This is a genomic window from Nostoc sp. (genome assembly GCF_036919555.1).
GTDB lineage: Bacteria > Cyanobacteriota > Cyanobacteriia > Cyanobacteriales > Nostocaceae > Nostoc.
Map to the genome: position 1 here is coordinate 62903 of NZ_JBALCS010000078.1, position 15204 is coordinate 78106.

Below are 15204 nucleotides of genomic sequence, written 5' to 3' on the forward strand. Positions count from 1 at the left end.
GTGGGGAGTTATAAGTTAGGAGTGAGGAGTTAAATGCAATTAATAACTCATAACTCCTGTACAGACGCGATTAATCGCGTCTCTCCAAAGTACAGACGCGATTAATCGCGTTTCATAACTCCTAACTCCCTTTCTACCAAACCTTCCAAGGAGCTTGATTGGTGTTCCATAGCCCCTCTAGATAGTTTTTATCGCGTAAAGTATCCATCGGTTGCCAAAAACCATCATGTTTGAAAGCAGATAGCTGTTCCATATCGGCTAGCTTTTCTAATGGCTCTTGCTCCCACACCGTAGAGTCATCAGCAATCAAATTGATTACTTCTGGTTCTAACACAAAATAACCGCCATTAATCCAAGCTCCATCACCTTCAGGTTTTTCTCGAAAGCTGGTGATTTTAGTTTGCTCATATCCTAAGGAAATGGCTCCAAAACGTCCGGCTGGTTGAACGGCTGTGAGTGTTCCTAAGGTATTTTGTTGTTTATGAAACCTAACTAGCTCGGTGATATTAATATCACTTACACCATCACCATAGGTGAAGCAAAAAGTTTCATTACCAACATGTTCGCTGATTCGCTTTAAGCGTCCGCCTGTCATTGTATTATCACCCGTATTTACTAAGGTGACACGCCAAGGTTCAGCATAACCAGAATGCACGTTCATCTGGTTAAATCGCATATCAAAGGTAACATCTGACATGTGTAAGAAATAGTTAGCAAAATACTCTTTAATTATGTAACCTTTGTAACCACAACAAATGATGAAATCATTTATGCCGTGAGCGGAGTAAGTTTTCATTATGTGCCAGAGAATTGGCTTACCACCAATCTCAACCATCGGCTTGGGTCTGATACTAGTTTCTTCACTGAGGCGTGTACCAAGCCCTCCAGCCAAAATCACCGCTTTCATGCAATTACCTCGGAGATTTGTAGAGATATTATTATTTGACTTTATCGAGATGAAGAGGATGCACTTAGATAGAGAAAAATTGATTTCTGATTTCTTTATTCTCAGTCAATAATTTAACTTTAATTTTCGGCAAAATTATGAAGTAAATATAAATTAAAATCTTTTCTATATAAAAGCTCTATGAATATTTATAAATACGGAAATAAATTACTCAATTAAATAAAAATGTCAACCATAAAATAACTAGGATTAGCTGGCGCTAACCCTAGTCAGGCTTGATTTTTTCAATCAAAACCAATAATATTTCAGTAACAAAACTTACTTATTTTTAGTTAGTTTTTTCCACATTACTTGAGGTTTGGAATAAAGGATCACATTTGTTTTCTACGACTACACACATGTTGCTGAGTGCTTGCTGATAATTATCCATATCATCTTGCTCAAGGAAGATTTTGGCAGATGCCTGTATATCTTCGATAGCTTTCGCCTGGTTTTTGTTAGATTGACTACCGCCATATTGTGCCAGTTCATAGCGAACCATACCTCGTTTGAGATATGCTTTTGCTAGTTTGGGGCTAATAGTTAATGCTTGGTTAAAGTCAGCGATCGCTAGATTATATTCTTGCTCATAATTGCTACTATATTGAGCAATTTGATAATAGACAGCACCCCTCTGAAAGTAAGCTTCGGCTTTGGATACATTAAGTTTTATTGCCTCAGTAAAATCTGCGACCGCTCTTTTGTAAGCTTGTTGAGATTCACCGCTATATTTAGCCATTTGGGCGCGGACAATCCCCCGTCTAAGATAAGCTTCAATTTCATTACTATCCAGACCGATAGCCCGATTATAGTCAGCGATCGCTAGGTTATACTCTTGATCAGGATCGTTGCTATATTCGGCGAGCATATAGCGGGCATTGCCGCGATTTACCAGAGCTTTGGTTTGATTGGGGTTGATTGTCAGAGCTTGGCTATAATCTGCAACTGCTCCTTCGTAGTCTTTCAGGTTATAACGAGCATTGCCGCGATTTACAACCGCTATGGCATGTGTAGGTTGTTGTTTAATTGCTTCGGTAAAGTTGGCAATTGCTTTTTCATACTCTCGCTCTTTGTAAGCAGCGTCACCCTGCTGATAATAATCAGTGAAGCTGAGGATGTTATTTGTCTGGCGAGACTTCAATGTTTGTTGGGTGTAAGCATTTTGGGAAATCAACGGCTGAGTAAATTTAATCATTACGTCCGCATATCCCAATAAACCAAAACCCAAAAAGCATAAAATAATCGGGTGCAATTTTGACTTCTTGAAAGCTTTATAAGGTGAACGGTTTTGGGTAATTACTGGTTGCCAATAATTAGCTAGGTGCGGTGACATGGCTCGCTGTGGAAAACGCGGTGTCTGGGTGTAGTGCTTTTTCGCTTTGATTCGCGGTTGTAGATGTTCTTTAGCTTCTATAGCCCGATGTGATGGGAAGGGGTCGCGTCCGCCTAATCGCACGGTACGTTCACACCATGGGCAGCTACGCATGTGGTTGTTGTAGCGATGCTGGGGATTTGTCGTGCAGGTAATTAGGGAATCTTCGGCTTCAGCTATTGCTGAGAGCCAAGTCTGGGCACTGGGGCGCAGCAGTGGGTTGTTGTGACCTACTTCAAAACAACGGACAAATAGTTCTTGTAAGCTGGGATGGAGAATTTCCCAAGGGGGTGCAATGGGTGTCGGTAGGTAGGGTACGTGCCGCTTTTCGCTGTAAGTGAAATGACCTGATGCAATGCGGGCTTCGTAGGGCGGTGGCTCAATAGCACCTTGAAAAATCCCCGAAAATGGGTGGGTGCCTTCCATTAAGAGTTGAAATACTAGCACGCCTAACCCAAATAAATCGTGAGAGATTTCGCGATCGTGCTGGGCAAAAGTTTTATTCTGGAGTTCTGGTGGGGTAAACTCTGGTTTACCTACTGGGCAGCGATAAACAACATTATTGTTTCGGTCGGGTACTTGGAAAGAGTCTGTATCTATCAAAGTCACCAGTGCGGTGTCACTGACGAGAATATTTGACTCGTTCACATCACCAATGCAATATCCACTAGCGTGCAAAGCTGCAAAAGCCGCCGCCAGGTTCCGAGCCGTGCGGAGCAGGTACTGATAGTTGAATAGGGGGCAGTGTTGACGACGGGTTCTGGGGTTGTAAAAGTCGATAATTGGACGCATCCCCTGAATATGTGGCATCAAAAAGCCAAGGATACTATTTTTGCCATCTGCCGCCCGTAATAAATCCTCTGGCCAAGCGATAGAGATATGCCCCAAACTCGCCGTCGGGTTTTCTGGCGGGTTGGCAAGCATCGCCTGGAGTTTATCAGCATGGGCAGTCGTTGGCTTGTGGTAAATCTTCGCCACCAAGTTGCTATCGGATGGCACTGCATAAACACAAGCTTCACCGCCACGCCCCAAACTGACATTGAGGCTGAGAATTTCTTTTCTAGGGGAACAACGTAGTACCTGCATAATGAAATTACCGCTAACGGGAGTTATTGTAAGATGTGAAACCTGTAGATGTATTGCTTATGAGTCGTTGAATGCAGCTATAATGAGTGTCAAATCATCATCAGTGCGTTGTGTAATCCGCTCTGAGCGTAAAAATTTTATCAACTGCTCCTTGGCTTCGGTATTATCCTTGGTATTGGCTACAAATTCAAACAGGGGAAAAAAGAACGGTTTGTGAGGTTCGCCAACAACCATATTCAAAGCCAGCATTTGTAGTCCGTCGGTTGTAATACCAACATTTACGATGTCTGTGCGCCATAATCTCATCTGCACTGCATCTAAGGCAGTAGGCGAAGTCAAAAAAGTGGTTTCGTTAATGTATTCGCCGCTATCAGGTATAGTCAGTGCCAGGAGGTTGCCCATGCTATCTTTTGCCACTGCCAAACCATCACCTATCTGTGCCACAGCGACAACTTCTGGTGTGGCGACCATCATAATTAAGGTAGTTGCTAAATCTTGAGGTTGTTTGTCACAACTAGCCGCCTCAGCCTCCACAGCTTTTTTAGCCGCTAGTATGGCATCATTTAAGAGCGATCGCACCAAGGCATCATCATTCAACATTTTTTGGGTCAGCCCAATGGTTGAAATGTTTTCTATTGCTGTCTCCACAGCAATCATCGCTCCCACTTTCCCAAGACTTGCAGAACCCGCACCATCTGCTGCGGCCGCCACCAAAATATTATCTGACAATATCTGCCAGTGATGAGCATCCTGACATAACTGCTTATTTTTTAAGTGACTTGTACCACATACAGACGCAGCCACAATCCGCCATTGAGTAATCTGTTTTGATATGTTCATAGATTTTTTGCCAGCAGCTTGATGTTTACACAGCTAGCTGCGATTTTTAATTAAACAGTCCCCCAACCAATCGGCGGTAGTGCTACCTGTTCGTCCACCTGCGAATGAGAAACAGCTGACATACTAGTTGACAGCCAGACAAACATTTCGATAAAATTTAATCCTTTCAGCTTCAGGGGGGTACGCACAGTTATTTGATTTAAACGCGTCATATTCGCATTTTCTACACCTACTGTAAAAAATGCTACACGCTTATTTGCTTCGTCCCCCTGTAAGCGCTGGGATGCTTGCTCTACCACATGCTCTAACTCGCCTTGGGGTTCTCCATCGGTAATCATGAATACCCAAGGACGATAGTAAGCAATGCCATTGGCACGATACTGAGATTTCCGCTCTTGAATTATGTCTAAAGCTTTATGAATTCCTGCACCCATCGTAGTCAAACCCTGTGCTGTCAAAATAGGTGGATTAAATTGATCGGCAGTCACAAAATCTTGTATGACATTGATATTACTATCAAAAGTGACGATCGCCACTTCCACTCGTCTAGCAGCTAAGGAATTTTTGACTAATTCATCCTTTAAACTCAGTAAACCCTGATTTAAAGCCTCAATCGGATCTCCTTGCATCGAGCCAGATGTGTCTAGTAACAGCACACAAGGACAACGTGGTTCTGGGTTCTCAGCAAATTCTACTACTTCATCAAGTCTTAATGTATCATGCATAACTTTTTGTGTTATGTTAAAGTTCAAAGCTTTATTTTCCTTCTCTTAGAGTATATAGTTCCAGTTGCCGAGGCCATTACAGAATATAGTATCTAGTTGTAGATGCTCTAATCTTTATTAAACAAATTATTTTCATGAAGTTCTCTATATATTTCAGATGAACTGGAGTACAGCTTAGTTTATCAAAACCCAGCATTAGCTGTTGTAATCTATCTACCAAAAATTTATATCCATTAAACCTACAGTACAATAAATACGTAAACTTTCCTAGATAAGTTTTTAAAGATTTTATGTAGGAGAATCGTTCCTTTAGAGAAAAGTGATTAACCATAATTAAGTTCATTAGCTCTAGAACTATATCAGTGTAACTGCGCGAACTTGGAATCAAATTTGTCTCTTGAAGATAGTGGGCATAAATAAACGTCATTATTAACGTCTTCAGCTAATAGTTGTCGATAGCGAGTATAGCTGAGAAGCAATTAACATCTACTGATAGTCTAGCCATGATCAGTGTTTACCTTTATTCATACCCACCTACTTGTTTTTTAGCTGTAAGTAGAACGTGCCAAATGTAACAAAAAAGTTATAAAATTTATAATTTTTAATATACATATTTTAAGATAAATAATCTGTACGTAGAGAAATATTACAAAGAAGAGAATACTTCATAGCTCATATTTTCAATTTACTATTTTCAATTTACAAATGTTCGGTTGTTGATTCCGTAAAAAACTTGAAAAATATGAATAATTCTGGTGCATTCACCACACTACGTCCTCTAAGTTTGTTAAGACAGTTATCCAATTGTTCCGACAGTACTTGTTTGCAAGCATTGAGTAACTCAGTTTATTGGTCGATTTACCTAGAACAGGGCAAAATAACCTACGCTACCCATTCAGTGGAACCTTTTGATCGATTAGAACGTCATTTGCGTCGCCTCAGCCAGCAAATTCCACTGCTTACTAGCGAGGTTCGTGTTCAATTACGTCTGATGTTTGAACCTGACTCACACAGTCAGTTAATCGAACATAATAGTAATTCCAGAAGCCGCCCTGCTGAGTATCAGGCTATATCCTGGCTTGTTAGTGAAAAACATCTACATTCTACACAAGCAGCAGTGCTGGTTCAAGAATTAGTTAAAGAGGTGATTGAATCATTTTTGCTCATCAAAGAAGGTACTTATGAATTAATAGAACTACTGAATAGAACGCCAAAAAATTGTCGGCTAGATGTAGAAAAAATTATCGAAGCTTGTCAAGCACGATTAGAGAATTGGCAGGCTTCTTTTCCCAAAATTTCTTCTCAATATCAACGTCCATATTTGTTGATTAATAGCAAAATTGAGGAGAAATATTTACCAAACCTCCAGCCATATTTAACTAATTGGATGAAGGGTTTTAGCCTGTGTCATCTGGCTGTAATTTGGAATCAAGATGAAATCCAAGTGGCTCGCAATTTATACCCTTACATTGTTAATGGTGCGATTATCTTGCATGAACCTGATCCACCATTTGATAAATTACCAAAAATATTTGAGGAGCGATGTCTACGACGGGCTACGCCTACGCTTTTCCCAAAATTAATTACAGAGTTAGTTGGCACCAAAGAGAAACTAACTATCACTCTCAACTCTTACCCAAATATTTCTGAAGAGAATATAGCTCCTGTTCAGCGATTACTACAGATTTCTGCTCCTGCAAAAGCAAACTTTCAGGAACCAACAATATCAAATAATATAAATCCGGCTTCCCAAAGAGTAACGACTGCTACTGTAACGGCAGAAAAAGTCCACAAAATCGTTTCTGTAGATGATAGCCGCACAATTCTCAAAGCAATTAGCTATTTCTTAGAAAATGAAAATTTTTCTGTAGTGACTATCAACGATCCATTAAAAGCCGCTTTGTCAATTATCAGGCACAAACCGGACTTAATTTTGCTGGATTTAAACATGGTAGGAATCGATGGTTATGAGTTGTGTCGAATTATCCGAAATAATTTAATTTTTAAGAAGACTCCCATCATTTTTGTCACCGGGAATAAAGGAGTTGTAGACAAAGTAAAAGCGAAACTGGTAGGGGCATCTGGATATCTTACTAAACCATTTACCCGCACCGAATTACTGAAAATAGTCTTCATGCATTTGACTTAAATTAACCACAAAATCTAACGACTTTGAGCTAGTTACCATTTTTTGAATGGGAGCGAAGCGAGTGACATACTCCTACACTGACTGTAAACAGCACAGTGTAGGCTTATCACCGAATTTTAGATTTTAAATTTTGGATAATGGAAAAGAAGATTCTTGCATCCAAAATTTAGAAAGGTTTGAGAGCAAGCGAATTTATTCGCGAGAATAATTCTATTATCTCAAATCCAAAATTAAATGACTTGCCCCTGACTTGATTGCTGGGGTCAATCTAAAATCTAAAATTGCTTGACCCAATCCAGCTATTGTTGTGCGTAGACGTTGAGCTTTATTTAAAGTCCACGGAATACCCTACCACAGACTATGAATTTCTTACCTATTATCCCAGAAAGAAGCGCAGAAATTGGGGCAAACTGCTGGTTTAGCCACCCCAAATTTTCTCTAAAACTGCGTTTGGTGAAACATCCGCCGTTTTTCCTGTGGGGGATTCAATGGCCAAGAATTTATCGTTTCTCGGCAACAACTTCGCTGGATCAGTGGGACCAAGTAGGGCGATGGTATAGGTTTGAACTGCAACACTCAGTTGTAGTGCCGCACTATCAGTAGATAACATTAAATTTGCCCCAGCAATTATGGCAGTTAACTTGCCAATATCATCTGGGGCTGTCACCTTGATATCTGGAGAAGACTCCAGAAGCGATCGCACAAACTGCTCATCGTCAGACCCCTTAATGACCACCACAGGCAGATCCGGCTGCTTTTGTTGGAAGTTTTGAATAATTTGCTGCCACTTTTCGACAGGGTAGATTTTATCCAGTTCTTTAGCCTGTGATAACTGGCCAGAACCGCCATTAATCAAGATATAGCCTGTTTCATGCACCCCTAAACGTTTTTGTTCCTTTTCTGCCCACTCAATATCTGGTTTTGGCACATTTACTGCTAACTCTGGGACAGGGGTTTTCATGCCCAATGGTTGCAGCAAATCGTGATATACTTCTGCCGCATACTGGGATGGTTTAAACGGCACAGCGTGGTTAAGAAAAACCGAGCCTTTGCCTTGGTAGCCAATGCGTACAGTAATTCCCGTCAACCAGAGTAAAAGACCCACCAACCAACTTTGCTTCACAGCAATGGCAACATCGTATTCGCGATCGCGAATTGTGCCCACCAAGTTACCCCAATCTGCCAGACTGTTACGGTCTTGAAAATCAAAGGCCAGTACCTCGTGAACTGACTTGCTCACTCGGTAGGCAGCCTTTGACCGGGGTTCAACAACGACATCTATCTGAGCGTTAGGGTAATGGCGCTTCAGGTCATCTAGAGTCGGAAAGAAGAGAATTTGGTCGCCAATTCCGCCAGGTACAAGGGCTACTACTCGCATAATATTTATTGACGCTTACTCGCTCCCTATTTTAGGGGAAAATATATAGCTTAAAGATTGAGGAATTCTGTGTATTTACTAATTCCAGCTGCGGGAATGGGAAAAAGAATGGGGAGTAACCGCAATAAACTCCTGCTCCTAGTGCGATCGCAACCAATTATTGCTTGGACTCTATTAGCCGCAGAAGCCGCCACTACAATCAGTTGGATCGGGATTATTTCTCAATCTACTGACTGGTCTGATTTCAAAGCAATTCTCGCCAATCTAAAGCTGACTAAACCAGTGGAATTGATTCAAGGTGGCTCCACCCGCCAAGAATCTGTTTACAATGGCTTGCAGGCGCTACCAGTAGCCGCAGAACAAGTCTTGATTCACGACGGGGCTAGGTGTCTGGCCACACCAGATTTATTTAATTCTTGTGCCGAGGCCATTCGTCACTGTCCCGGTTTAATTGCTGGTGTGCCCGTCAAAGACACGATCAAAATTGTGGATGAACAAGGCATAATTCAAAAAACACCTGACAGACGACAACTATGGGCGGCACAAACTCCCCAAGGATTTGATGTCAAGTTGTTGAAACAGTGCCATGCTGAAGGTGTCCGTCAAGGTTGGGAAGTAACTGACGATGCCGCTTTATTTGAAAAGTGCGGCATCGAAGTCCGAATTGTCGAGGGAGAGGAGACAAATTTAAAAGTGACTACTCCCCAAGATTTAGCGATCGCAGAATTTATTCTCACCAGCAGAGGCTTTTGAGGGAAATGAAGAGGCAGGGAGACAAGGAGAACAGGGCTATTTAGTTCTAGACATAAACCGCCCAGAACTAAAGTTCGGGGCTAATAGCTAAAGTCCGTTAAAACGGACTAACCCTCTTCTGTCACTTTCCGGGAGGGCGATCGCTAGAAGCCTCATGAGGCAATCAATACAAGCTATACTATTAGAAAAAAATTGGTCTTGTATTTGTTATTAGAAAATAATCGCGCGATCGCTTCATATACAAAAGCTCTAGAATTCAGAAATGGCAAAAGTTTTCGGAGAGTGACAGAAGAGGGTTATAACCTTTTCTCAGTCGTCTTTAGACGAGTTTCGCTATTAGACTCAGAATTCATTCTGAGGCGGGCTGAGGCGGGCTAGATGAGAATGAAATAGCCCTGACAAGGAGAATAATCAATGCCCAATGCCCAATCCCAAATTTGAGAGTTTCAAACAATATTTTTATTTTGACAATTTAGGATATAATACCACACACTTGTTAATTATTAGTTGATATGTACCAATGACCAATGCCCAATGCCCAATGCCTAATGCCCAATAACTAAATGATTACAGCCACAGCGACGAAGATAGAAGCGATTCTCTATTTAAAGGGTAAACCCTTGTCGCTCGGCGAAATCGCCGAGTATGCCGCGTGCGATCGCGCCAGTGTTAAGGAAGGGATAATTGAACTAATGGACAATTATGCCCACCGAGATAGCGCCCTAGAGGTCATAGAAACCCCAGATGGTTACAGTTTGCAACTACGGTCTGACTTTCATGATTTGGTGCAAACTATGATACCAGTAGAATTGGGTGTAGGTGCATTGCGGACTTTAGCAGCGATCGCCCTTAATAGTCCCATACTCCAGAGCGACTTGATTAACTTGCGCGGTTCAGGAGTATATCAGCACGTTCCAGAACTCGTCGAACTTGGTTTCATCCGCAAGCGCCGAGACAGCGATTCTCGCTCCTACTCACTCCAAGTAACCCCGAAATTTCATCAGTATTTCCAAATCGAACAACTCCCGCAAATACTTTCCACCAACCAGAAGGAAGAACAACTAGAACTAGAACTAGAACTAAAGGGAGTGGGGAAGGTGGTGTCCCCTCTGGGGATAAGGGGTAATGGGGAGTAGGGAGTCGGCGAGAAAGGGCGCAGGGGAGCAAGGTAAGAAAAAATAACCAATGCCCAATGCCCAATGCTCTTTCCTCTTAAAGACTTATACCCGTGGTGAATGCGCTAGTCTTGTACTATGGTTTAGAGTAGAGTTAGCAATTAAGCTAAAAAAAACTGCCAATGGTGTTTAATCCTGACTTTTTGAATGACAACTCTGAGGAACACCCTAATCAACTTCTTTCCGACCACTCTGAGGAATACCCCAATCAGTTGCTCAAATATCTACAGCATCAGTCTCCTGATGTTTTAGCTAGGATTGCTCAGTCCGCCAGCCCCGAAATTAAGCAAATCATTTCGCAAAATGTCCAAGGGCTAGTGGGAATGCTCCCCGCAGAGAATTTCAACGTCCAAATCACAACAGATCGGGAGAACTTAGCTGGGCTTCTAGCGTCGGCCATGATGACGGGGTATTTTTTGCGCCAGATGGAACAAAGAATGCAGTTAGAGCATTTGTCTAATGGTCAATAATCAATAGTCAGTAGTCAAACATTCTAGGACTATTGACTATTGACTACTTCCTTTCAGGATAAGCTCCTAATTGCACTTTGAAGGTTTGAATTTTATCGCGGCGGTTGACTTCGATCGCTAATATGTCCCCAACTTTGCTGAACTCTACCAACTTCTGTACTTGGGCTGAGGTTTTGACGGGTTTAGTGTTAACTTTTTGAATCACGTCTCCAGGAAGAAGTCCTACTTGCTTGGCTGGAGAATTGTCTGTAACTCCTCTAATGACAATCCCAGCTTCCTGCTGAATGTTAAGCTGATTTTCTTGATTAATTTGCTGTTTTCTGGTAGGAGAAAGGTCTGCCATTTCAATACCTAAGAAGGGATGATCCACATGCCCTTTAGTAAAAAGCTCATTGGCGACGCGGGCGGCGGTTTCAATGGGGATGGCGAAACCGAGTCCTTGAGCATCAGCGCGGATGGCAGTGTTAATACCAATCACTTCGCCTTGGGCGTTTAACAACGGACCACCAGAATTACCAGGGTTAATTGCGGCATCAGTTTGGATAAAGCTGACTCGCTTATCTGGGACACCAACTTGAGCGCTGGTGCGATCGGTGGCGCTGATGATGCCAATAGTGACAGTATTATCTAAACCCAGAGGATTGCCAATAGCGATCGCCCATTCTCCTGGTATTAAGTTTTGCGAATTGCCCAGCTTCGCAATCGGTAAATGATTTGCTTTTATTTTCACTACCGCCACATCTGTCACAGAATCAACTCCCACCACCTTCCCCTCTAGACTCCGGCCATCCTTGAGGGTGACTTGTACTGTATCTGTATCTGCTACCACATGAGCGTTGGTGAGTAATTCTCCATCTTCGCTCAAAATAAATCCCGATCCTGTACCGCGCTCAATCCGTTCTTGGGGAATTGGTTCCTCATCCTCTCCAAAGAATCGCCGCAAGAGGGGATTTTTTAATGCGTCAGAGATCGGATTGGCGACTTTGCGGGTGGCATTAATTCGCACCACAGCTGGGCCAACTTTTTGCACTGCCGTCGCAATAAAATTCACATTATCGCCCCCAGTAGCCCCAATCGCTCCATTAGGAGAATTTGGAACTACAGATTCTGGAGGCGAAGCTATTGTTACATTTTTTAACTGTTGGAAAGAGGGATTTTGTAGCAGGAGATAGCGACTGCCAAACAAACCTGCACCACAGCCGAACACCAATAAAAACACATAAATCGCCAGTTGCTTTAATGATAACTTCATAATCGTTTTGCTCAAGGACAGCAATGCAGTTGCTAATTTCTAAGTGTAGTCAAGCTAACGGCAAGTGGATAGATCAATTTACTAGAAATTGGGCATTAGGCACTTGTACTGACTTGTACTGAGCGATGTCGAAGTAGCTAGCTATCCGCTAACAAAACTCCCTCATCCGCACTCTTCCCATCTAAAATCTAAAGTTAATGCGCTCTTGACCTGTATACATGACTTTACCTTTTCGTCAACTGTTTCTCTGTAGCTTAGTTAGCGCCTTAGGCCTAGTAAGCATACTGCCAAACACCAACAGCGCCAACGCTGCTGTCAGTGGTTGCCCAACTCCAGCCTTATCTCGCTTCCAACGCCATAAAGTTGTTCGTGGCGAAACTTTGGAGAGCATAGCGCAGCGCTACAATCTCATACCTACAACTATTATTGGCATGAATCCAGCTTTGCAGAACACTGCGATCACCACCGTTGGTAGTGTACTTCAAATTCCTCCCTACAATGGGGTTGTAGTCGAAGTGCCTCGCGGTGAAACTTGGCGACAAGTGGCGGCACAATACAAAGTTCGTGCTGATAGCCTTTTTGAGGTGAATGGCTGCCAACAAGACCCCAGAATTGTGTTTGTTCCGGGGGTAAATTGGTCGCCGAATGGTGTTGTAACTAAGTCCCCTTTACCTACTAATACAGGTACGCCAAACCGTGCATCCCTGTCTGGATATCCGTTGGCACAAGTGGCAACTATCGGATTAGCTTACGGGTGGCAAATTAATCCGGCGACAGGTCAAGTTTTCTTTCATAGTGGTGTTGACTTATTAGCACCAGTTGGTACTAATGTGCTAGCGATCGCCCCTGGAACCGTAGCCTTTGCCAACGATCAAGGTACTTATGGCAAGTTGGTCATTATTAACCACAGTGGCGGACTCCAAAGCCGTTATGCTCAACTTGACAATATCAAAGTTACTGTCGGTCAGCAACTGAAAAAAGGAGACGTACTGGGAACCGTAGGTACCAGTGGACAACCAAGTTCCACTCAACCCCATCTCCATTTTGAAGTGCGTTCTAGCTCATCTCTGGGTTGGGTAGCCGAAGATCCAAAGGGTTATTTGAAGAAATGAGGGAGTAGGGAATAGGGAGTAGGGAGTAGGGAATAAAGAAGTAGGGGGAGAATAATTAATGCCCAATGCCCAATGCCCAATGCCCCATGCCCAATGCCCTATACCCAATTCCCAAATTCGCTAGATTTTACAATGTGCATTCCTGCCTCTGCAAACCTTGTAAATGCTGCATCTGCCTGTTCTGTGTAGTCCACAACACCGGGAACTACAACGGGGGAAGTGCAATCTTCTAGTAGATAGATTTTTTGAGCAAGGGTAGCATCTATCTGTTTAATTTCTGTTAATAAATCGTCAATTGTCCAGGCGACACAGTGACTTTTAGCTTGACCACCGATAATGACAACATCAAATTCTAAAAGTTGTTTAATCAGGCGTATATTCTTTTGAGCAAGTGGACGTTGCTCAAAATCTTCCAACACTTCTGGACGTAAGATGGAATAGTTTTCTGTTAAGGGATTTTCACCTTTTATTTCAAAATGTGTCTGACTCTGACGAGCAATGCAGTGGAAAAATATCGCTTCTTCTACCGATGGAACTAAAGCATGACCAATACCACCCAACATAGAATGGTAAGGCCAAACAATGAGAGGATATTTACCATCTTGACTTAGTTGCTTAACATAATGGTAAGCGTGTTTTTCTAATAATTCATAATCGCCATTAGTAATACTGTCAGCAACTGCTGGGTTAACTTTCCAGATACCTTGTTCGATATCTCCAGCAGTGATGCTAGTCGCTGCTGGGGTTGGATGTTCTCCGGCGGCGTTCACCCAAAAGATCGGATGGAAGATTTGCGTTGCTGTGTGGGTGTCCAAAGTGGGTACAATTTTTGTAATTACTCCCAAGTTGCGATAGATAAAATCACACAACCTGACGTTATCATCCACCGCTGCAGTACCGGATTTTCCACCTACAAATAATTCAAATTTTGGGATACAGAAGGTATTTTGGACATCAATTAATAGTAAGCAAATGCGAGTTTTATCTAAAGATGCAGGTTTGATATCGTGTTGTTTTGCCCAGATTTCAGCTTCGGCGGCACGTTCTTGGTAAAGTACACGCCAGACTTCGCCGACTTCTTCAGAGTTAAAGTGTGCGGGAATGGGGAGTTGGGTTGTTGTTTGGGTATTCATAATTACAGTCCCTTTTATTCTGTAATAACATCAATAATTCCAATACACAAATTTTCCAAGTTCAGTGTCTACTTCAGTAAACATCATCATGAGAACCCAAGGTCAACAAAGAAATCACTAATTCCCCAGAATCGGGATGTTGTGATCAATGGAACAAGCGCATATACCCAATAAATCTCCTTTAAGTTTATGAGTACGTAAGCTAGCGTCAAACGGATCTTCCGCAAGCTGTTGTAATGTTTGCTCAACTAGAGAGCGTAATTGCGGGTTTCGACGCGCTAAACGTTTAAAATCTCGAATAAATCTTGCACTCCAAAGCAGTTGCATCAATCATCCAACTCCGCCATTAAATCAGTAACAGTTCCACTACGTACTTCCCCTTTAGCATAGGCTTCACGAGCTTCTGCAACCGCTTTTAATAAGTTATCCCGTCGCTGTTGTTTGAGGCGCTTTTGAATAATATCCACAAGAATAGCCTGAGCTTCTGGATCTAATGCTTCTACCGCCTCTATAGCTTTCTGGAATGTGGATGTTTTTTCTAGCATGGGCATCAAAGAATTTGGTGATAAGTTTAATTTAGCTGGTGGGATGTGTAATCTGTTTACTCAATAGTATATTTGTATTATGAAAACACAAATTTAGCGATCGCTTTTATGAAGCGCGTTAAACGCTATGCCGCAGGTGAGAGAGATTTTTCAGCAGTTATTATACTACCAGTAATATCTATAACTCAGTAAGAGAGCGATCGCGACTCAAACTACTCAGCTAAAATAATTTTTCAGCAATATATTTTTATAAATGAGCAAAACCTCT

The 15204-nt window shown here is 42.3% G+C and carries 14 protein-coding genes; 5 read left to right on the forward strand and 9 right to left on the reverse strand.

All coding sequences use genetic code 11. The features are described from left to right. Nucleotides 1-133: 133 nt before the first annotated feature. The 4 genes from rfbF to V7K36_RS21460 form a co-directional block, all read right to left on the reverse strand. On the reverse strand, nucleotides 134-907 hold the full coding sequence (rfbF, locus tag V7K36_RS21445; RefSeq protein WP_334824195.1) for a glucose-1-phosphate cytidylyltransferase: 774 nt from the start codon (nucleotides 905-907) through the stop codon (nucleotides 134-136). 328 nt (nucleotides 908-1235) lie between these two features. Beyond that, nucleotides 1236-3404 carry a tetratricopeptide repeat protein gene (locus V7K36_RS21450; protein WP_335119057.1) on the reverse strand — a complete coding sequence of 723 codons (2169 nt, stop codon included), beginning with the start codon at nucleotides 3402-3404 and terminating at the stop codon, nucleotides 1236-1238. A 57-nt stretch (nucleotides 3405-3461) separates the two neighbouring features. Continuing rightward, complete coding sequence (locus tag V7K36_RS21455; RefSeq protein WP_335119059.1) at nucleotides 3462-4244, reverse strand: PP2C family serine/threonine-protein phosphatase; 783 nt, start codon at nucleotides 4242-4244, stop codon at nucleotides 3462-3464. A gap of 50 nt (nucleotides 4245-4294) precedes the next feature. Then, nucleotides 4295-4969 carry a vWA domain-containing protein gene (locus tag V7K36_RS21460; RefSeq protein WP_300415531.1) on the reverse strand — a complete coding sequence of 225 codons (675 nt, stop codon included), beginning with the start codon at nucleotides 4967-4969 and terminating at the stop codon, nucleotides 4295-4297. A gap of 742 nt (nucleotides 4970-5711) precedes the next feature. On the opposite strand from V7K36_RS21460, the gene V7K36_RS21465 reads away from it, so the two are divergent. After that, on the forward strand, nucleotides 5712-7118 hold the full coding sequence (locus V7K36_RS21465; protein WP_335119061.1) for a response regulator: 1407 nt from the start codon (nucleotides 5712-5714) through the stop codon (nucleotides 7116-7118). Nucleotides 7119-7536: 418 nt separating this feature from the next. Here the strand turns inward: V7K36_RS21465 and V7K36_RS21470 are convergent, their stop codons facing one another. Further along, complete coding sequence (locus tag V7K36_RS21470; protein WP_335119063.1) at nucleotides 7537-8496, reverse strand: glycosyltransferase family 9 protein; 960 nt, start codon at nucleotides 8494-8496, stop codon at nucleotides 7537-7539. Nucleotides 8497-8565: 69 nt separating this feature from the next. Between V7K36_RS21470 and ispD the strand changes: the two genes are divergently transcribed. From ispD to V7K36_RS21485, 3 genes are all read left to right on the forward strand, one after another. Then, on the forward strand, nucleotides 8566-9249 hold the full coding sequence (ispD, locus tag V7K36_RS21475) for a 2-C-methyl-D-erythritol 4-phosphate cytidylyltransferase (RefSeq protein WP_335119065.1): 684 nt from the start codon (nucleotides 8566-8568) through the stop codon (nucleotides 9247-9249). A 563-nt stretch (nucleotides 9250-9812) separates the two neighbouring features. Next, nucleotides 9813-10385 carry an SMC-Scp complex subunit ScpB gene (scpB, locus tag V7K36_RS21480; protein WP_335119067.1) on the forward strand — a complete coding sequence of 191 codons (573 nt, stop codon included), beginning with the start codon at nucleotides 9813-9815 and terminating at the stop codon, nucleotides 10383-10385. Nucleotides 10386-10546: 161 nt separating this feature from the next. Beyond that, entirely contained in the window at nucleotides 10547-10894 is a 348-nt protein-coding gene (locus V7K36_RS21485; protein ID WP_104908394.1) for a DUF760 domain-containing protein, read from the forward strand. A gap of 43 nt (nucleotides 10895-10937) precedes the next feature. Here V7K36_RS21485 and V7K36_RS21490 read toward each other — a convergent pair whose 3' ends face one another. Continuing rightward, nucleotides 10938-12146 carry an HhoA/HhoB/HtrA family serine endopeptidase gene (locus V7K36_RS21490; protein ID WP_335119069.1) on the reverse strand — a complete coding sequence of 403 codons (1209 nt, stop codon included), beginning with the start codon at nucleotides 12144-12146 and terminating at the stop codon, nucleotides 10938-10940. Nucleotides 12147-12364: 218 nt separating this feature from the next. Here V7K36_RS21490 and V7K36_RS21495 point away from each other — a divergent pair, with 218 nt between their 5' ends. Further along, nucleotides 12365-13258 (forward strand): LysM peptidoglycan-binding domain-containing M23 family metallopeptidase, encoded by an 894-nt coding sequence (locus V7K36_RS21495; protein ID WP_335119071.1) that lies wholly within the window; start codon nucleotides 12365-12367, stop codon nucleotides 13256-13258. Between the two features lie 98 nt (nucleotides 13259-13356). Here the strand turns inward: V7K36_RS21495 and V7K36_RS21500 are convergent, their stop codons facing one another. The 3 genes from V7K36_RS21500 to V7K36_RS21510 all read right to left on the reverse strand — a co-directional run bounded on the left by V7K36_RS21500 (nucleotide 13357) and on the right by V7K36_RS21510 (nucleotide 14942). Continuing rightward, on the reverse strand, nucleotides 13357-14391 hold the full coding sequence (locus tag V7K36_RS21500; RefSeq protein WP_335119073.1) for an isochorismatase: 1035 nt from the start codon (nucleotides 14389-14391) through the stop codon (nucleotides 13357-13359). Between the two features lie 117 nt (nucleotides 14392-14508). Next, nucleotides 14509-14718 (reverse strand): type II toxin-antitoxin system RelE/ParE family toxin, encoded by a 210-nt coding sequence (locus V7K36_RS21505; RefSeq protein WP_335119075.1) that lies wholly within the window; start codon nucleotides 14716-14718, stop codon nucleotides 14509-14511. Continuing rightward, a complete protein-coding gene (locus tag V7K36_RS21510; RefSeq protein ID WP_335119077.1) occupies nucleotides 14718-14942 on the reverse strand; it encodes a hypothetical protein in 225 nt (74 codons plus the stop codon). Before V7K36_RS21510 ends, V7K36_RS21505 begins: the two co-directional genes overlap by 1 nt. Nucleotides 14943-15204 lie beyond the last annotated feature (262 nt).